Here is a 19,126-nt window from a genome sequence, read left to right as displayed (position 1 = left end):
ACCGCCCGCCTATCCCGTGCGGACGTAGGACTCCGCCTGCTCCAAGGTCCAGGTTCCTTCCGCGAGCCTTCGCAGCGCGTGACCTGCCAGTCGGGGCGGCGCGCCCCGGGACACGGTGTCGGCGAAGGACGCCACCGCGCTCAGGCGGGCCGTCAGTTCGTCGCGCTCCGCCTCCCGCAGCGTCGCCGCGCCGAGGGGCGTGAGCCGGAGGGTGCCGTGGTCGCCACCGCGCTGTTCGACCAGCCCGGACCACAGCAGGCCCGGCAAGGCGTCCCGGACCTCGTCCGTGTCGAGGTCCCGGGCCGCGTAGGACTCCGGCGCCGTGTCGGGCGCCGGAAGATCGCACAGATCCATTTCCCGCAACAGGTGGTGCTGGAGCGGCGACAGCTGGATGGCGGGGACGAGCATGACCCCAGTATGGCGCGCGGCGCGCCCCCGACACCGGTAAGCCGGTACACGGTTCCTGGACCGTTTTGCCGCCCCCTGCCGCCTGCTCTGCGCTGTCCTCAGCCGTCCACGCGGCCCTCGGGCTCTTCGGAATCGAAAGACGTGGACGCGCTCAGCGCTCCCTCTTCCCGGAGCAGTCCCATGACGTCGATCGTCTCCTCGTCCTCCGGTGTCAGGTCGAGATCGCTCTGGTCGAGGTCCACGGTCAGGTTGCCGTCCGACTTCTCGATCAGGAAACGCTCGCGGTACGCGTCCCGCGCCGCGACGGCCATCCGGTCGATGAGCAGATAGCTCATGCCCGCGCCGACCGCCATGCCGGCGATGGGCACCACCTGACCGAGCTTCTTCTTCGTCAGCTGCTGCGCGAACTTCGCCGCGAAGGACTGGGCGATCCTGGTCAGCACCTTCTCGTTGAGTTTGGCCCAGGGCGCGTTCCGTACCAGCAGCTGGGTCAGGTGGGACAGTTCGGCGTAGGCGGCCCCCTTCGCGGAGGTGCCGGTGGACATGCCGAGAGCGATCACGGACATGATGAAGATCTCCTCTTCGGGATCGCTCGGGTCGTAGCCGTAGGAGAGGGCTGTGGCGGCGGCCGTACGGCTGGACAGGGCGAGCATCATCGCGGTGTCGGCGGCCATCGCCCCGGCCACGGCCCCCAGCCCGGGTGCGGCGCCCGCTCCCGCGCCGGCGACGGTCCCCGCCCCGGCGAGCACACCGCCGCCGGTCACCGCCGCGGCGGAGCCGAAGCCGGTCGCCGCCCCTGAGAGTGCGTGACCGTACCGGAGGAGGTTGTGCCGGACGACGTCGTCGACGACCCGGAGATCGAGCTTGCGGATGTCCTCCAGCCCGGCGATGTCGTGTCCCGCACGCCGGTACTGTCCGATGACGCGCTTCATGCTCACGGTCCGGTTCGCGGTGTCGCCCACGGCCTTGCCGAGGCCTCGTGCGGCTCCGCTGTAGGCGGCCGCCACTTTGTCGGCACCCGGCGCTTTCTTCACCTTCTGGCCCAGCGAGGCGAGCTTGTCGCGGGCCGGCTGCGGAAGGAGCTTCCTCGACTCCTTGCCGAGGGAAGCCGCCTTGCGCTTCTGGAGTTTGTCCCACTCGCGCAGTTCGTAGTCAGAGAGAGTCATGTCCTCGCCCCCCGTTGTCAGGGTGTCTGTGCGCGACAGCGTGTGTTTCCGGAGCCCCGGAGCCGGCGGTTCCGCCGGGGAAGAGCACTCACGTCGTCCTCTTCTTCTCCGCTCCCGTGTCGCCGAATCCGGGCAGGGGACGCGCGCCCTGCAGGGAGTTCTTCGGCTTCTTGCCCCGCTTCCCCGCAGTCGCCTCGGCCGTTTTCGTGTCAGGTCGGTCTTTCAGCCAGAGTCGCGTGACAGCCATCTCGGCGATCAGCAGGCTGCGTTGCCGTTCCGGCAGTCTGGTCAGCGCCTCTGCTGCCAGCAGCAGGAGGTCGGCGACATGCTCGGGCCTGCGCTCGGGCCTGCGCTCGCTCCTCCGCCTCTCCCGGCGCAGGGCGCGATGGATGTCCTCGTCATGGAGGAGCACACCCGAGAGCGATGACCCCGGCGCCCGTCGGGGCGTCGGAGGCAGCACGGGACGATCTGGGGCACGCACGAAGGTCAGGCGCTGATCGGCCTCCTCCTGCCGCGGTGGAAGCCAGCCGCCCGGGGTGAGCACCAGGCGGTGCGGGGGCTTACGGGACGGCACCCCGTACACGGCGAACGCCCGGTACGCCTCACGCTTGCACCACCGCTTGAGAACCGCCGTCGTCGCAGGAGTACCGCATCCGGCAGCGGCCACCACGTCCGCCACGTACTCCGGCGGATCGCCCTCCTCGGTCCTGATCAGCGCCGACAGCAACGGACGACTCGCACCGCCTCTGGCGCGCTCCACGGTGATCAGCAGGTCGGCGCGATCCTGGACGGGCAGCTCGAGCAGGTCGTTTCCAGCGGTCCGGGCCAGCTCCTCCCAGGTGGGCCGAGTCCCGAACCTGGCGGCGCTCACCAGTGCTTCTTCAAGCGCGCGTGCCTGCTCCTCCCGAGACCGCTCGCCCGGTACCGGCCCATGCCCGGCGCTTGCCCCGGCGGCCGGGCGTGCGCTCTCTCGGCGGCGCGGCTCGACGCCCGACAGCCTCAACCCTTCCGGCGTCACCGTGCAGGCGTCCAGAGGCACCCACTCGGTGCTGTGCCGAGGGTCCTCCGCCCTGAGCCGGATGTGCCGTACGGCGCCGTGCGTCTCGAAGCGGAAGCGGAGCACATAGCCGTACTCGTCGTACAGCTCCTGCGTCGTCTCCGGATGGGCCGCGCCCGGACCGAACACCCAGTCGAGGGTGGCCGCTTCGCGGGACAGCCGCCGTCTGTCCCGCCGCCAGTCGGTGTGTTCGAGCGGGCTGAACTGGAAACGGACATGCTGCCGTCGGGCCGTGCCGATACTGAAGTCGACGACGTCGCCCGGACCGGATCCGAGGTTGCGGGCGACGGTCTGCCACGTCAGCTTCCGGCGGTCGGCCCACGCGGCGAGATCGTCCCTGATGAACAGGTGGTCCGCGCTGGCCGCACCGGTGGCCGTGCGGTGGCAGGAGGTGTGGGGCCGGTGCGCGAAGTGGCAGACCTTGTCGCGGTACAGACGGTCCGACAGTTCGTTCCCGCAGCCGCCGAGCTGAGTGCCGCACCAGTACGTGTAATTGGGGTGACGCCGACGCCAGCGGACCAGTTCGTCCGCATCCGTCGGCAAGATGATCGCCTGTCCCGACTTCGGGCCCCCGATCACCGCCGTCTGCACCAGACGGCCGTCCGCACCGCTCACGAATGTCCCCCACCCCGGGCCAGGCACGCCTGTCCCGCCGCGGAAGGGGCGAGTGGCGCTCGATGGCCACCAGTATGTTGTCCGTGCACTGAGTTCACAAGAGGTTCAGATCAACTTCGGACTTTCGCCACCAGGAGCGCCGCCCATGACATAGGTTCTGCGGTCGTCCGTGTGCGAGACCCGGGAGGATGCATGCAGAAGGGCACGCCGGAGTACGAGGAGGCCCTGGAGGCCGTGATCGAGATCCTGCGCCAGCAGGCACGCATGGGCGCGAGACCGATTCCGTACGGCGACCTGAGCAGGGAACTGGCGCGCCGCGGGCATCACGTCCCGCCCCACGAGGGTTCCATGCCCTATCTCCTTGAGGACGCCTCGGTCCAGGAGAGCCTTGGCGGGTCGCTGCCCCTGCTGTCGGCCTTGGTGGTGTTGAAGGACACCGGCTGGCCGTCCACGGGCTTCTTCAAGCTGGCCCGTCGCGCGCCCTACGGGCGGCAGGGTGACGACGTGGTGCTGTGGACCCGGGAGATCGAGAAGCTCGCGGAGCACTACGCCGCGAGCTGAGCCCGCCTCTTCAGCCCGCGGGGAGGATCCGCACCTCCGCCCAGACCGTCTTCGTGAACGCGTCGCGGACCTCCCATCCAGTGTTCGGCGTAGGCCTCGACGAGGAGCAGTCCCCGGCCCGACGTCTCGTCGGAGGACGGCGCCGACGGGCGGGCCGGCGGGCGTTCCGGGCGAGTGTCGGTCACCTCGATGCGGAGGGTGTGCGGCAGGAGGAGCAGCACGAGGCGGAAGTCGCGGCCGGGGAGGCTGCCGTGGCGAATCGCGTTGGCCGCGAGTTCGGCCGTCAGGAGGGCGACGGTTCGGGCGGGGTCGGAGTCGTACGGGAGGCCGGTCCACTCGGTGAACTGCTGGACGGCGAGTTGGCGGGCCAGGCGGGCGCCGCGTCTGGTGCTGCTGAAGCGCAGGGTGCGGTGGTGGGTTGGAGTGCGGGGCTGTGCCTCGTCGGCGAGGTGGGGCTGTGTCACGTGGTCAGCGTGGCGGGGCAGGTGGGGCGGTGACCAGGTACGACGGCCGTACGTCGAGGGCGTCGTACGGCGGGGGCGGTGTGGGTTGGCGTCGGTTGTGCGGGGCTTGTACGGCCGTTGTACGGGTCCCGGGCCGTGTCCCTGTTTCTTGGGGCCGCGTTGGACATGGCCCCAGTGGCCTGCCGGGTGACGCGCGTGGCCGGGGGTGTGTGGCGGGGTCTGCTGCGGGACGGAAGGGCGTGGGAGTGTGACGACGGTACGGGATGCGCGGCACAGGCGGGCGGTGAAGGCGAAGCAGGAAGGGCCCGACGTGCCGAGCGTGTGGGCGGCGTACGGGGTTCTGCTGCAACACCTACGCAAGCGAGCTGGGTTGAACCAGCAGCAACTCGGGGACGCGATCGGGTACTCGCTGGAACAGGTGGCCTCCGTCGAGCAAGGGCGGCGGCCGGCGAAGGCGGCGTTCACTGCGGCGGCGGAGCGGGTGCTGGAGGCCGGTGGGGTGTTGGAGGTTCTCCAAGATGAGGTGGACCGGGCGAAGTTGCCACGGTTCTTCCGGAACTTTGCGGTGATCGAGGCGGAGGTGGTGAGCCGGTTCTCCTACGATCCGCTGTTGGTGCCAGGGCTATTGCAGACGGAGGCCTATGCGCGGGCGGTGTTCGCCGGGCACTGCCCGCCGCTGAGTGAGGAGATCGTCGACCAGCACACGGAGGGACGGCTGAGTCGGCAGAAGCTGCTGGCGCGGGTGCCGTTGGCGGAGTTGTCGTTCATCATCGGTGAGGAGGCGTTGCGCGATCCGGTCGGCGGCCTGGAGGTGATGCGCGAGCAGTGGCAACGGCTGCTAGAGGTCAGCACGTTGCGGAACGTGGAGATCCAGGTCATGCCCGCTGGACGGGGGTTCCATCCGGGCAAGAACGGTCCGTTCGTTGTGGTGGAGTCGCACGAGCATCGGTGCCTTGGGTACTTCGAGTCCCAAGGGGTCGGGTGCGTCGTCTCAGAGCCCGCCGAGGTCAGTGCCTTCGCCTTGCGGTATGGCAAGCTGCGATCGCAGGCCCTGAACGTCGAGGAGTCTGCGCGGCTCATCGAACGGATGGTGGGAGAGACATGAGCGTGGAGCGGGTGGCCGAGAACGTGGACGGGCTGCACTGGTTCAAGAGCAGCTACAGCGGATCGGACGGCGGCGACTGCGTGGAGGTGGCCGCAGGCCCGGACGCCGTGTACGTACGGGATTCCAAAGCCGTGGGGGGCGGGTCGGTGCTGCGGGTCGGCCGAGACGGGTGGGCGGCGTTCGTGGCGCTCGCGGTGGAGTAGAGCCGAACAGGTCTCTGAGCGGCACAAGGGGCTCCTCACGTCACTTAGGGTGACGCGAGGAGCCCGTTGTCATGCCGTCGGCTCAGAAGAGGGCGCCTTCAGCGCCCGCACCGAAATCCGAACCTCCCCGTGCGGCGAGCTGCTCCTTGCGCTTACGGATGGCCTCAGCGGACGGCTGGGGCAGGTCAGGGTGCTTCTCCCTCGCCTTCTTCTCCGTCACTCCCTTGTGCAGACCGAGGTGAACCTCATCGGCGTACGCCTGGTGGTTCAACTGGCGCAGTCGGTCGATGATCTCGGTTCGAGCGAGCAGAGCGATGGTATAGCGAATGCCTTGATCGGTCTCATGGAAGCCGTGGTCGAGCGGGAAGGTTGCGTGGGTCGGATCGACGGGCGGCGTCTGCCCAGGGTCATCCAGCAGGTCATGCCAACCATAAGCATCGACGGTGGCCTTGTCGACCTCTTCATGGATAAGTCGAAGTTCAGCGACATCGGGATCGTGGCAGGTCTCGCTATGGACGAGGTTGTAAGTGGCCGTAAGACCGATATTACGGCGGAGCATAAACTGACTCCGGTACTCGTGGAGCCGGGTGCCAGCAGCGCGGAGACGCTCCGTTAGCGGCGGACGGACCAAGGTTTCGAAGACGTCGGTGGGCCCATAATTCGGCACCTTCGATTGAGCCACCCCGCGATCAATTGCCCACCAGTAGTGAATCGCGCTAGAAAGAACTGAAAGCTCTGCCATGTCGCTGGTCGAAAAAATAATAACCTTTTCCGAATAGACGCGCCCCGTCTTCACGAATGCAGGCATCACTAGATCACTCGACCTCGCAAGGGCAATACATCGACTCTTTCCCGAGATGGCCTGACGCAGGTCCATAGCAGGACGAGTGAATCGCCACCAAATTTCGCGACGACTCTTCTCCTTGTTCAACATTCGCTCTGGCTTTACATCGCGAATCACCTTAGCGAGGGCCTTTGGGTACTTCCTTGCTTCGGATATAGGCCAGTCCCGGAAGTCAATAACCCAGCGTCCACTCTCATGGACAGGAGTATGATTCAATGCCTCGCCGTTGACGAACGGGAATAGGACATCGGCATAGCTGCCATCTTCCTCTATCCAGGCGCGCGCTTCAACCTCGGGAAGCGTGAACCCTAGCCCCAAGATGTTGGAACCCTGAAAAGAAAATCCCTTATTACAATCAAGGGGAGCAACCCAGTAAGCGTTGCGAGTGGCGGGACTTAGCGATGCGGTTATTCCCCGCGGGACCGGCGCACCGTCAAGATAAAATGCCGCAGCACCCTGAGACCGGCTCCTACTAGTCCAAACGGTGCAATACTTCAGTGCAGCTGATTTTGTTGGCCATGGAGCACTCTTGATCGCTCGAATAATCTCGGCACCACTTGCGATGACTTGGTCCATCCCTACCTTTCGGTTTACGGCCTGAGCCAGGGATCCTGTGGCGATCAATCCCGTTTTACCTGCCCCGTTGAGTAGCTCGTGAGAGCGGAGTTCGAAATACGCAACCAGGTCCGCACTGCCTCTTTCGCCGCCTGCCACGAAGTCAACCATGTACTCTCGATATGCTTCGCCACTCGCTGCCGAAATTAGCTGCCCTCCCAGGAACGGCGGATTCCCCACAATCGCATCGAACCCACCCCGCCGAGTAAACACCTCCGGAAACACCAACGGCCAATGCACCGGCCGCCGCTCCAGCGCCCCCTCCGGCAGCTCAGCCCCCAGCCACTCCTCCGCCCTGGCCCGCGCGTCCCGCACCACCTCGGAGTCGTCTTCGACCCCGTCCTCCATGATCCGCTGGACGATCCACGCAGCCTGCGGGAACAGGTCCCGAACCCGCTCCCCGCCGTCCTCCGCGTACCACGGCACCCGCCCGGAAGCGCACGTAGCAATCGCCGCCCCCGTGATCAGGTCACCCACCAGCCGCAGCCGCCGCGAATGCCGGTTGACCTCCTCCAGGCGTTCCCGCTTCCTCTGGAGCGCCGGCAGGTCCACGCCCTTGATCGCCGTGATGGCCAGGCGCTCCCGGGTCAGCTGGTCCACCAACTGCCGGGCCTGCTCGGCCAGGATGTCAGTCTGCTGCTCCGGCTTCATGTGGACGCCTTGGATCTGCTCCATGCTGTGCACGCCCAGCAGCGAATCCCCGCACACCAGCCGGTCGTCCAGGAACGTGAACGGCCGCTCCGGGTCCATCGACACCAGCCACAGCGACAGCTTGGCCATCTCCACCGCCATGGGGTTGATGTCCGCCCCGTACAGGCAGTGTTCGATGATCTGGCGGCGGGCCTCGATGACGACCGGGTCCTGTTCCGCGTCCGCCGCCGTCACGGCCTCCACGGCGCGCCCCGCCCGATACACCATCGCGTCCGCGCGGCCCTCGTTCTCCCAGGCCTCTATCAGGCGGTCGCCCAGGTAACGGCAGGCTGCCACCAGGAACGCCGCCGAACCCATCGCTATGTCAGCGACCTTCAGGTCGAGGATCTGGTCCGCCGACTTCAGGCGCCACTCCGCCGTGTCCGCCGTCTGGAGCGGGCCCGGCTCGTACACCAAGGGCTCCAGCGCGTGCAGCACGACCTCCTCCGCGAGGAAGCGGGGCGTGTAGTGCGTGCCGGTGTTCTTGCGAAGCGAAGACTCCGTGACGTACAGGGCGCCGTTCGGGATGACCGTCGGCAGGCCCCGCAGGTCGTCGCGGAGGATGCCGGCGAAGGGCAGGAGCCGCTCCGTCAGGGCCGGGTCCTTCGTCACGGCGTTGAGGCGGCGACGGGTCTCCGCCGCGGCCTCGGCCCCCACCGGGGCGAGCTTCTTCTCCAGCTGCCCGGCCGTCGCGGGCGGCTTCGGGTCCTTCCACTTCTCGTGGATGGACTTCGCGAGCGTCTTCAGCGAGCCGCCAGCCTTCGCCGCCAGGGACTCCAGTTCCCGCAGCGGCACCTCGTGTTCCAGGCCCTCCGGGCCGATCAGTCCCACCATGTGCTCGGTCGCACGGCGGCCGTCGAACGACAGCAGGCCCTCGTAGACGTAGCCGATCTGCTCGACGTCCAGCGCTCGGAAGCTGAGCGTGCGGACCTCTCGGTCCTTGCCCTTGCCGACGCGGACCTCCTGCACCGCCTGGAGCATGTGCAGGACCGTGCGGTCGTCTATCGGGAGGAGCGGGGTGGTGCGCTCCAGCCACGGGTACGCATCGGGGTCGAAGATCGAGCCGTCGTACGCCGGGAGGTGGAGGCCGGAACCCGGGTGGTCCACTCCCCCGTGCACCGCGTGGAACAGCGCTATCAGCCGGTGCCACGCCGACCTGGTGTGCTCCAGGGACGCCTCGCCCTCTTCGTCCGCGCGCGCCTTCAGCTCGTCGCGCAGGAAGCGGGCGGAGTACGACCGGGCGTAGACCTCGTTGTCCGCCGGGAGCAGACCGCGTTCCTCGGCAAACAGCAGGAACACTATGCGCATCATCACGGCGACCGAGGCGCGGTACACCTCGCCCGCGCTGACCCCCGAGGCGTGCAGGCCGGGGGCGCCGTCCTCCATCGCCCGTACGTCCGCGCGGCCGATCGCGTCCACGAGCAGCTCCACCGCCTGGCGGACCTGGACGCCCAGCGCCTCGGTGACGTCCTCGCCCGCCGCGAGGCTCTCCTTGAGCAGGCCCACCAGCGTCTCGGGCTCGTCGTACTCGAAGAAGCGGCGCCGGCGCAGCAGCGAGACGAAGGCGCGGACGACGTTGCGTTCAGCGGCCTCGTTCCAGCCGATCGCGTCGAAGACGGCCGTCGTCGTGACGCCGCCGAGCGGGGCCCACACCAGGCACCACCAGCGGCCGTCCGTCACCAGGCCCAGGGGCACGCCGTGGTGGCGCAGCAGGCGGGCCAGGCGGTCAGCCGGGGCCGCCGCCCAGTCGCCGCCACCGCCGGCCCGCGCGGTGGGCGCGGTGCCCGCCGGGACCGTCAGGCCGAGCAGCCGCACCCGCTTGGCGGCGGCCTCGGTGCTGGGCTCGGTCGCCAGATCGGTTCCCGGGTCGACCAGGGCGAAGTCGGGGCGGACCTCGGTGTTGTGCTCCGCGACGCGCAGGGTGAGGCGATCCAGCCCGTGGTGCTCCGACTCCCCCACGCGGAGCGTCAGGGCGTCGTTCCAGCCGAGCAGGCGGCTCAGGATGTACGCCACCCACTCGTCGCGGCCCGCCGTCGTGTCCGTCTGCCAATCGGCGTGACGGGCGCGCAGCCGGGCCCGTTCGTCCTTCTCCAGGGCGTCGAGCTGGGGCCAGGCGCGCAGCAGGACGGGCATGGTGAGGAACGGGCCGGAGACCTCAGTGAGGTCCAGCCACTCCTGGTGCTGCCGACGGCCGTCGGTGGCCTGGGCCTTGGCGGCGGCTATTCCGGAGCTCGCGGTGCGGCGGGGGCTCATCGGCGGGCCTCCTTTGCGGGAACGACGAAGACGACGGCGGCGGGGAAGAGGTGTGAGCGGGGCTCGCGGTAACGCGCGGCAATGGCGGCGAGTTCGCGCTCGCGCTCGGCGGGCAGGCCCTCGAGGCGTTCCTGCCAGCGGCGGCGGTCGTCCTCGAACTGGCGGCGCTCGTGGCCGGTCAGCTCGTGGGCGGACAGCAGGGCCAGCTGTTCGCCGTCGCCGTCGCCCTCCTCCTTGAGCTTGGCCCGCAGGGTGGCCTCGAAGCGGTCGAGGGTGGCCGTGATACGGCGCTCCTCCTCGGCCCTGCGGTCGGCGAGGCGGCTCTCCAGCTGGCGGCCGAGTTCGGCGGCTCGGGCTTCCAGGGAGCGGTAGAGAGGGTCGCGGAGCTTCGACCAGGCCTCCGTCAGTTCCATGCGGAGGTGCGGGGCGGCCTCGATGCCCTCGGTGAGCGCCTGGGACAGGACCCTGCCCTGTTCGCCCACCGACTCCCAGCGGCGGAAGCGGCCGGTGTCGCCGAACCAGCCGCCCGCGTAGAGGACTTCTTCGTGCAGGCGGGTGCCGTCGGTACCGACGAGGACGTAGCGCGCGTAGGCGGAGACGAGTGTCGTCGTGACCGCCGGGTCGTCCGTCACGACGGCGGTGACGCGGCTGAGGCCCACCGAGTCGGCGTTCCAGACGGCGGCGGTGAGCAGACGCGTGGAGAGGGCCACCAGCGGGTGCTTGAGGTGGGCGAGGACCACGTCGTCCTTGGCCTGGGCGGCCACCACCGGGGAGAAGGTGAGCGGGCGTTGCTCGCCCTGACGGAGCTTGTGCGCCAGGCCGCGGGTCGCCCGTTCCCAGCTGCCGGACAAGGGCGGTACGTCGAAGAGGTCACCGGGCTCGAAGTCGTCGGCCCGGAAGGTGGACGGCGCCAGCGCCGGCTGGTGGTCCAGGGCCAGGGCCGTGTCGACCACCCGCTTGACGTTGCCCGGCGTCAGGCCCAGCGCCGTCACCGTCTCGTCGTACTGGTCCGCGAGCCGCTTCGTCTGCGCGGTGACGTTCTGCTCGGGCGCGACCTCGCCGCCGGTGCGGCGGCCCTTGATCGGCTTGGGCTTGGCGTTCTCGATGTCGACGGGGGCGATGTCGCCGGTCATACGGCGCTGTACGGCGTCGGCGAGGACGGCGTTGACGGAGCCGAGGTCGTGCTCCATGCGCGCGACCTTCTTGGCGACGCGGGAGAGGAATTCGAGGTCGGCCTCGTAGGAGCCGGCCTGTGCCTGCTGCCATCCGGAGCCTATGAAGTGGTAGATCTCCGGGTCACGCTTCTGGCCCCAGCGGTCGATACGTCCTATTCGCTGTTCGAGCTTGTTGGGGTTGAAGGGTATGTCGTAGTTGATCAGGCGGTGGCAGTGGTTCTGGAGGTCGATGCCCTCGCCGGCCGCGTCGGTGGCGAGCAGGATGCGTACCTTGCCCTCGGGGACGGACGGGTCGGCCTGGAAGCCGAGCCGGATGCGCTCGCGTTCCTCGGCGGACAGGCCGCCGTGGAGGCGTTCGACGCGGCCGCCGTCGGTGAGCTGCTCCTGCTGGAGCAGGTCGTACAGCCACTCCTGCGTGTCACGGTACTCGGTGAAGACGACGACCCGCTCGTTGGTCCAGAACGTGCCGTCGGACGGCCGGCAGATCGCCTTGAGCTCGCGGATCAGCGCCTCGGCCTTGGAGTCGGGCGCGGCCTCATGGGTGAGCGCCCAGCGCTCCATCTCCTGGAGCAGGTCCAGTTCCCGGCCGTCCTCGGCGGGCGTGAGCGAGGCGGAACGGGTCAGGGCGTCGTCCTCGGCGTCGACGAGGCCGGTGTCGTCGAGGTCGGCGACGAGGTCGGCGAACTCCTCGAGCCACTCGGGAACTTCGGCCGCGGCCGTGCGGCCACGTGCGGGGCCGGTGTCCTCCAGGTGGGAGAGGTACACCTGGACGGTGTGGAGGAAGGCCGCCGGGGAGGAGAAGAGCCGCTTCTTCAGCAGCAGTGTCACCAGGTCGGCGGCGCGGCGTCCACCGCGGGCCTTCGGCGTGAGCTTCTTGCGGCGCAGTTCGGCGAAGGAGCCGAGCAGCGCGTGGATCTCCCGTTCCTGCGGCGTGTAGTCGACGGCGAGTTCCAGGGTCCTGCGGGCGCGGAAGCGGGGCGTGCCGTCGGCGTTGGTGACGGTGGACTTCAGACGCCGTACGACCGTGTCCTTCAGAGCCTCCTTGTCGGGGTCGACGCCACGCGCGAAGCGCTGGTCGTCGATGAGTTCGAGCAGTGCGGTGTACGACTCGGGGTAGCCGTTGTGCGGGGTGGCGGAGAGGAAGAGCCGGTGCTCGAAGTGCGGTGCGAGGCGCCGGATCAGCTTCGTCTGCTGGGAGTCGACGGCGTACACCTGCTTGGGCGCGGCGGGTGCGACGTGGTGGGCCTCGTCGAGGACGAGCAGGTCGAAGAACCGCTTGTGCTCGCCGTCGCCGCTCTCCTCGGGGGCTCCGATGACCTCGTCGAGGAGGCGCTGGGCCTTCTGGGCACGGAGCCAGGGCAGGGAGACGATGGTGAGGGGGTGGACGCGGAAGGGGTTGGCCGCCGTGCCGTGCGTGCGGCGCAGGCGGGCGCAGTGCTCGGAGTCGACGATCGTGAACTCCAGGCCGAACTTCTCGGCCATCTCGTCGCGCCACTTGAGGGTGAGGCCGGCCGGGCAGACGACCATGGTCCGGCGGGCCCGGCCGCGCAGCTGGAGTTCCTGCACGACGAGACCCGCCTCGATGGTCTTTCCGAGGCCGACGTCGTCGGCGAGGAGGAGGTTGACGCGGGGTGCGCCGACGGCTCGCGCCACCGGCTCCAACTGGTAAGGCTCTACGGCGACGCCGGAACGGAACGGCGCCTGTAGCGTCTTGGCGTCGGCCGAGGCGACCGCGGACCAGCGGACGGCGTCGAGGAACGCGGCGAGGCGGCTCGGGGAGTCGTACGAGCCGGTGGACGCGTCGGGCAGGGAACCCGCGGGCAGGACACGGCGGCCGGGCTCGACCTCCCAGATGACGGAGAGAGTGTCACCGAAGCGGCCGTCGGCCACGGACTGGAGATGGATCAGCGTGGCGCTCCGGCGGTCGTCGTCCCCTTCGACCGCCGGAGACGGCTCGACGCGGGCGACGACCCATGACTGTCCGCGTACTTCGACGAGATTGCCTTCTTCGGGGAGCTCTTCGGCCCCCGTCCGCTCGGTCGCACGCTGAACTGCTGACGTCATGGGCGCCGTTCCCCTCGGTGTCTCCTGCGCCGTCCGTAGACAGTGACTGTCTCCCCACCGGAACGGCGCGATCGGAGCGTAACACGAACCGTCAACTGTGAACAGAGATTACAAAGTTCAATTTCGCAGGGCGCTGCGGCTTCAGCCCATACGTCGCAGCCGACCCAGCAGGGCCCTGCTCCGCCCTCGCCCGGCGTTCCCCTCGCGCAGGATCCGGTCCTCCTCGTCGGCCAGGCGCCGCAGCAGTTCCTCCGCGGCGTGCCGTTCTCCGGTGCGGATCAGCAGTACGGCGATCTCGTAGCGGGTGTCCAGCACGGCGGGTTGCCCCGGCCCGAGCAGACTGCGCTGTTCCGCGAGGACGGACTTCAGCTCGTCCAGGGCCTCACTGGTGCGGCCGAGCGCGCCCACGCACAGGGCGGCTCCGGCGCGAGCGGCGAGGATGTCCGCGCGGTCCAGGCCTGGGACGGCCATCAGTTCCTGGTACTCCTCCAGCGCACGGGCCGGACGGCCGGCGCGGCGCAGGGCCTCGATCTCGGCCAGCCGCGGGTGAGGAGGTGCGACCTCGGCGGCAGGAGCCGGCCGGGGTGCCCAGGCGGCGAGCAGGGCTGCCACCTCCGCGGCAGAGGCGGGCCGGTCCTCGGGCTTCTTCTCCAGCAGCCGCTCGACCAGCGTCCGCAGGCCGTCCGGAACGTCGGGACGGCGGTCGGCGAGCGGCGGGACGGGCTCGTTGGCATGCCGGTGGTACAGCAGGAAGGGGCTGCCGTCGGTGAAGGGGGGTGCACCGGTGAGCAGTTCGTACAGCACGCAGCCCAGCGAGTAGAGGTCACTGGCGGGCACCGTCCGGCCGACGGCCTGCTCCGGCGCCATGTAGACGACCGTGCCGGGAGTGGCGTTGGAGGCGGTGAAACGGGTTTCGCCGGGTTGGGGTTCCAGGGCGGCGGCGACCCCGAAGTCCAGGACCTTCACCTCCCCTTCGGGGGTGATCATCAGGTTGGACGGTTTGAGGTCGCGGTGCACGATGCCCTGACCGTGGGCGTAGGACAGTATCTCAGCGGTTCGGCGTGCTATGTCGGCGGCCTGCTCCATGCCGAGCGGGCCGTCGTTCTTGAGGACGGCGTCCAGAGCGCGGCCCGGGACGAGGTCCATGACCAGGTACAGCTCGCCCTCGTGGTTACCGTGGTCGTGGACGGCCGGGATACCCGGGTGGCGCAGGCGGCTGGTCAGGCGGGTCTCGCGCAGGAAACGGCGTTCCAGCGTGCTGAGTTCGGCACCGCGACCACGGGGCGCGAGTAGCTTGACGGCCACCTCACGGCCGTGTTCGCGGTCATGGGCCGCCCAGACCGCCCCCATGCCGCCCCGGCCCAGTTCGTGCGTGAGCTCGTACCGTCCAAGGCTTCGTCGCATCGCGCCCCGTTCCCCAGTTCCGGCGCCTGCCGCGCCCGCCACCTCCCGTGGACCGGGAACGCACGGCACCCGGCCGAGGAGGCCATTCTGTCACTGGTCACGGTGCTCTTGCGCCTTGCGTGACCAGAAAGGTGGTGCCTGCAACCGGCCCCGCGCAGCCGCCGGCACGGGCCGGCTCGGCTCACAGGGGCATCGGGCCCTGCGGGACCAGGAACGGGCGGCGGGGATCCTCGGGCGGAGTGCGCCTGACGGCCAGCTCGGGATCCGGCTTCGGCAGATGGGGGGCGAGTGCCGCGTAGACCTCCGCGGCGGACGAGGGGCGCTCGTCCGGCCGCTTGGCGAGCAGGGCCGTGATCAGGCTCTGGAGGTCGCCGGGCACGTCCACCCCCACGTCGGCGACGAGGGGCGGGGGCGAAGCGAGGTGGTGGGAGGCGAGGAGTGCCGGCTGATGGGTGGGGAAGGGGGTTTCGCCCGTGAGCATGTGGTGCAGCAGGCACCCCACGGCGTACAGGTCGCTACGGCCGTCGAGTTGGTCCCGCCCGGCCAGCAATTCGGGAGACGCACAGAAGAGGTTGCCGATGCCCTCCCCGGTCGTCGTCAGCCGGGGGTCCGTGTCGCTTAGCAGCTTGACCAGCCCGAAGTCGAGGATCTTCACGATGCCGTCCCGCCGGATCATGATGTTCTGCGTCTTCAGGTCGCGGTGGACGAGGTCGGCGGCATGGACCGCGGAGAGCCCCGCGCACAGCTGGGCAGCGACGGAGGCTGCCGAGGGGACGTCGAACCGCCCACCCTGCTGCTGGTCGAAGAGGTACTCGAGCGTGGTTCCCTCGATCAGTTCCATCACCAGGCAACAGGTGTCGTCCGCGATCGAGGCGTCGAAGACAGTAGCGACGTTGGTGTGATCCAGACGCGCGGCGGCCCGTGTCTCCCTGCTGAACCGTGCCAGAGCCGCGTCTCGGCTGCTCGGCACAGCCAGCAGTTCCGTGGCGACGGCCTTCACCGCGACGGGCCGGTCGAGGGGAAGGTCGCGCCCCTGCCACACCTGCCCCATCATGCCTCGGCCCAGAACCGACTCCAGCCGATAGCGGTCACTGAGCACCATTCCCGGCACGAGACCCGGCATATTCCTTGACCTCCACATTCCCCACACATCAAGGTGGAACGAAAAATCTGTGAACAAAGTCAATGAGCGTAGTAGCCTTCCCTGCAATACGGCCGCTGGGACGCCGACCAGCCCAGCCGCCAAGTACCTCGGAGACTGATCGATGAGTACCCCCGACGTCGTACCCGTCAGCCTGGCCGAGATCGCCCGGATCGCAGGTGTCGGGCGCGCCGCGGTGAGCAACTGGCGCCGCCGCCATGACTCCTTCCCCACGCGGATAGGGGGCACCGACGTCAGCCCGCAGTTCTCGCTGGCCGAGGTCGAGCAGTGGCTGAGGGAGAACGGCAAGCTCAACGACATCGGCGGCCGCGAGCTCCTCTGGCCGCGTTTCGAGGCACTCGGCAGCAGGAACGAGTCGGGGCTGGCCGTAGCTGAGGCCGCTCGCCGGATGCGTTCCTCCGGGGCACGGATCGCCCATCCCGAACTCTCCGCGCAGGCCCGTGACCTGGTGGCCGAGGCCGCGAAGCTGGGGCGGGAGGAGGGGCCGCGGGAGACCTTCGAGTTCCTGCTGCAACGGTGGCTGGAGACCCATGTCCGGCAACTCAGCACCACGCCGCCACCACTCGCCACGCTGATGACCCAGATCGCTCTCGCCGTCCGTCTCGGTCCGGGGGACGGCGGGCTGACCTTCCTCGATCCGGCGTGCGGCACCGGGCACCTGGCCGCGGCGGCGGCGCAGGAGTACGACGGCCCGGGGCTTGAACTGCTCGCGTGCGAACGGGATCCGGCGCTGGCGGCATTGGCGTCCGCTCGGCTCGGCTTTGTCGCGGAGGACCGTGCCGTCCATACGCGGATCGCCACGGCCGACGCGTTGCGGGAGAATCCTTTCGCCCTCGTCAGTGCCGACATCGCGCTCTGCAACCCGCCGTTCAACGAACGTGACTGGGGCTACGAGGAGCTCGCCACCGACCAGCGCTGGACCCATGGGCTGCCCCCACGCACCGAGCCGGAACTGGCTTGGGTGCAGCACCTCCTCTCCCATCTCAAGCCCGGCGGAGCCGCCGTGCTCGTCCTTCCACCCGCGGTCGCGTCGCGCAAGGCGGGCCGTCGTATCCGCGGCTCGCTGCTGCGCACCGGGGTCCTCCGAGCGGTCGTGTCCCTGCCTCCCGGTAGCGCCCAACCGCACAGTGTTTCTTTGCAGTTGTGGGTACTGCGAGCAGCGGCGGACGGCCCCGCAGCCGCTCCCCCGAGCCAAGACGCCCTCCTCGTGGACGCCACACGTTTCGCACGACCGGGGACCCGCGAGCCGAACCCCGACTGGGACGCTCTCGGTTCGTTCGTCCTCACCGCTCTGGCTACCCTCGACCATCCCGGCCAGGAGCCCCCGGAGGGCGCCGTCCGCGTTCCTCTTCTCGACCTCCTGGACGACGAGGTGGATGTCACTCCGGGTCGCTACACCGCCTCGACGACGGAACCTTCCCGCAAGGAACTGGCCGCGAAGTGGCACGGGTTCGGGTCGCTGCTGACCGATCTGGCCGATCACGCGCAACGCCTCTCCGGACTCTACGTCGAGGCCGGCACGTCCCCGACCACAGCAACCGTGGGAGACCTGGTCAAAGCCGGTGCCCTGACGCTGCGCGCCGGTCAGCAGCCTCCGGAGACGACGGCACCGAACGGTGGGGCCTCCCTGCCACTCCTCACCATCGCCGACCTCCTGCACGACGGCAGTCCGGGCGGTGTCCTGTCCACCGACTCGGCACACGCCATCGCCGAGGAAGGTGACGTCGTGGTCGCCGGAGTGATCCGGGCCTTCCAAGCGTGGGTCCACGAAGGACCGCCGATGGCCGTCGGTCCCCAGCTCTACGTCCTGCGGGTGGACTCGGAGAAGCTGGACGCCCACTTCCTCGCGGGTTGTCTGCGCGCGCCGGCGAACGGACGCCAGGCAGGCACCCATGCCTCCAGCTCGTCCCGGGTCGACATCCGGCGTCTCCAGGTGCTCCAGCTTCCCCTGGAGAAGCAGGTGGCGTACGCCGAGACGTTCCGTCGCCTCAGCGCCTTCGAGACACTGCTCACCAAGGCTGACGGTTTGGGTAAGGAGCTGGCAGGCGACTTGAACGACCGACTTGCGGCAGGCGGGCTGACCACCTGACGTGCCCGCGGTGTGCAGCCGCCGTTCAACGCTGCAGCGCACCCCAGAGTTGCCATGTCGTTCCATCCCCCGGCGTCGGGGTTGCCAAGGCCCTCCTCACTCGAAAATGGTTTCGCCTTCGAAGCACGCGTCTTGATCAGCCTGATCAGTTCCGCGCCTTTCCGCAGGCAGCTCACGCTGTTGAGGTGGGCAGGTATGAAACGGCAGTCCCGGCCCGGAACTCCCCGCCTTGTGATTCTTCAGCGTTGCCGGCTTGTGCGTCTCGGAGAGGCTCCGTTCGTGAACCCGGTAGACGTCGTCCGCCACGACGTCGTCGATGATCGCCGCCCGGGCCTTACGACTGCCTAAGGGGTCCTTTCAGAATGCCGGGTTCTTGCGGGCGAGGGTCATGCAGTGGGCGAGCTGGAGGAAGGCGTCGTGCATGTCGTCTCGGGTCTCCCAACGGGTTCGTAGGCGGCGGGGGCCGTGGAGCCAGGCAATGGCGGACTCGGCAACCCACCGGACGCGGCCCAGTCCCGAGCCATGTGGTTCTCCGCGCCGGGCGATCCTCGGGACGATGCCGCGTTCGCGCAGGCGGCGGCGGTACACGTCGTGGTCGTAGCCGCGGTCGGCGTACAACACCCGTGGCTTGCGCCGGGGCCGACCCCGCTTACCCCGCACCCGGGGCAGTGTGTCGACCAGCGGCAGCAGTTGGGTCACGTCGTTGCGGTGCCCGCCGGTCAGCGACACGCGCAGTGGGGTGCCGCGCGCGTCGGTCAGCACGTGGTGCTTGGAGCCCGGACGTGCACGATCAACCGGGCTCGGACCGACTTTTGGGCTGCTTCGCCCCCGCTTGGCCCGCACATGGGAGGCATCGATAGCGGCACGGGAGAAGTCCAAGCAGTCCGCTTCCCGTAACCGGTCCAGCAGCACTCGCTGGAGTTCCTCCCACACCCCGGCCTCCTGCCATTCGGCCAACCGCCACCAGCAGGTGGAACCAGAGCCGAACCCCAACTCCTGCGGCAGGTACTCCCACTGGATACCGGTGTACAGGACAAACAGCACACCCTGCAGCGTCTTGCGGTCATCGATCCGCTTGCGCCCCGGATGCCGGAACCGCCGCTCATGCCTGGGCAGCAGCGGCTCGATCACCGCCCACAGTTCGTCGCTGACCTCCCACGGCTTCCGCCGCACCAGGGCCACCCCCACACAGCAAGGAATCACGTACCTCTCCACCGTGCCACAAGAAGATCATTCTGCAAGGACCCCTAA

The 19,126-nt window shown here is 69.1% G+C and carries 14 protein-coding genes; 4 read left to right on the top strand and 10 right to left on the bottom strand.

Translation table 11 applies throughout. From position 1 onward, the window contains the following. Positions 1–9 precede the first annotated feature (9 nt). The 3 genes from R2S09_RS33395 to R2S09_RS33385 all read right to left on the bottom strand — a co-directional run bounded on the left by R2S09_RS33395 (position 10) and on the right by R2S09_RS33385 (position 3,246). Positions 10–408: a hypothetical protein gene (locus tag R2S09_RS33395; protein ID WP_316745076.1), complete on the bottom strand. Its 399-nt coding sequence runs from the start codon at positions 406–408 to the stop codon at positions 10–12. A gap of 98 nt (positions 409–506) precedes the next feature. Next, a complete protein-coding gene (locus tag R2S09_RS33390; RefSeq protein WP_316745075.1) occupies positions 507–1,574 on the bottom strand; it encodes an EcsC family protein in 1,068 nt (355 codons plus the stop codon). Positions 1,575–1,662: 88 nt separating this feature from the next. After that, on the bottom strand, positions 1,663–3,246 hold the full coding sequence (locus R2S09_RS33385) for a hypothetical protein (RefSeq protein ID WP_316745074.1): 1,584 nt from the start codon (positions 3,244–3,246) through the stop codon (positions 1,663–1,665). 192 nt (positions 3,247–3,438) lie between these two features. Between R2S09_RS33385 and R2S09_RS33380 the strand changes: the two genes are divergently transcribed. Then, positions 3,439–3,807: a hypothetical protein gene (locus R2S09_RS33380; RefSeq protein WP_316745072.1), complete on the top strand. Its 369-nt coding sequence runs from the start codon at positions 3,439–3,441 to the stop codon at positions 3,805–3,807. Here the strand turns inward: R2S09_RS33380 and R2S09_RS33375 are convergent. Then, positions 3,792–4,271, bottom strand: a complete 480-nt coding sequence (locus R2S09_RS33375) for an ATP-binding protein (protein ID WP_316745070.1) — start codon at positions 4,269–4,271, stop codon at positions 3,792–3,794. The two genes, R2S09_RS33380 and R2S09_RS33375, sit on opposite strands and share 16 nt — an antisense overlap. A gap of 283 nt (positions 4,272–4,554) precedes the next feature. Here R2S09_RS33375 and R2S09_RS33370 point away from each other — a divergent pair, with 283 nt between their 5' ends. Next, the gene (locus R2S09_RS33370) at positions 4,555–5,376 is read left to right on the top strand and encodes a helix-turn-helix transcriptional regulator (RefSeq protein ID WP_316745069.1); all 822 of its coding nucleotides are present in this window, start codon (positions 4,555–4,557) and stop codon (positions 5,374–5,376) included. Continuing rightward, entirely contained in the window at positions 5,373–5,579 is a 207-nt protein-coding gene (locus tag R2S09_RS33365) for a DUF397 domain-containing protein (RefSeq protein WP_316745067.1), read from the top strand. The genes R2S09_RS33370 and R2S09_RS33365 overlap by 4 nt, the downstream gene beginning before the upstream one ends. A gap of 82 nt (positions 5,580–5,661) precedes the next feature. Here the strand turns inward: R2S09_RS33365 and R2S09_RS33360 are convergent, their stop codons facing one another. From R2S09_RS33360 to R2S09_RS33345, 4 genes are all read right to left on the bottom strand, one after another. Further along, on the bottom strand, positions 5,662–9,981 hold the full coding sequence (locus R2S09_RS33360) for an Eco57I restriction-modification methylase domain-containing protein (protein WP_316745066.1): 4,320 nt from the start codon (positions 9,979–9,981) through the stop codon (positions 5,662–5,664). Continuing rightward, a complete protein-coding gene (gene drmD, locus R2S09_RS33355; RefSeq protein ID WP_316745063.1) occupies positions 9,978–13,220 on the bottom strand; it encodes a DISARM system SNF2-like helicase DrmD in 3,243 nt (1,080 codons plus the stop codon). The genes R2S09_RS33360 and drmD overlap by 4 nt, the downstream gene beginning before the upstream one ends. 141 nt (positions 13,221–13,361) lie before the next feature. Next, on the bottom strand, positions 13,362–14,624 hold the full coding sequence (locus tag R2S09_RS33350; protein ID WP_316745062.1) for a serine/threonine-protein kinase: 1,263 nt from the start codon (positions 14,622–14,624) through the stop codon (positions 13,362–13,364). Positions 14,625–14,805: 181 nt separating this feature from the next. Then, positions 14,806–15,726, bottom strand: a complete 921-nt coding sequence (locus R2S09_RS33345; protein ID WP_316745061.1) for a serine/threonine-protein kinase — start codon at positions 15,724–15,726, stop codon at positions 14,806–14,808. A gap of 163 nt (positions 15,727–15,889) precedes the next feature. On the opposite strand from R2S09_RS33345, the gene R2S09_RS33340 reads away from it, so the two are divergent. Then, positions 15,890–17,875, top strand: a complete 1,986-nt coding sequence (locus R2S09_RS33340) for an N-6 DNA methylase (protein WP_316745059.1) — start codon at positions 15,890–15,892, stop codon at positions 17,873–17,875. 96 nt (positions 17,876–17,971) lie between these two features. Here the strand turns inward: R2S09_RS33340 and R2S09_RS33335 are convergent, their stop codons facing one another. Then, positions 17,972–18,181, bottom strand: a complete 210-nt coding sequence (locus tag R2S09_RS33335) for a hypothetical protein (protein WP_316745057.1) — start codon at positions 18,179–18,181, stop codon at positions 17,972–17,974. A 51-nt stretch (positions 18,182–18,232) separates the two neighbouring features. Beyond that, positions 18,233–19,051 (bottom strand): IS5 family transposase, encoded by an 819-nt coding sequence (locus R2S09_RS33330; protein WP_316745104.1) that lies wholly within the window; start codon positions 19,049–19,051, stop codon positions 18,233–18,235. Positions 19,052–19,126: the final 75 nt, after the last annotated feature.

Origin of the sequence: Streptomyces sp. MK7, from assembly GCF_032658145.1 — a bacterium.
Lineage (GTDB): Bacteria > Actinomycetota > Actinomycetes > Streptomycetales > Streptomycetaceae > Streptomyces > Streptomyces spiralis.
The sequence above is the reverse complement of the archived record's forward strand: the minus strand, read 5'-3'. Positions and strand labels throughout refer to the sequence as shown.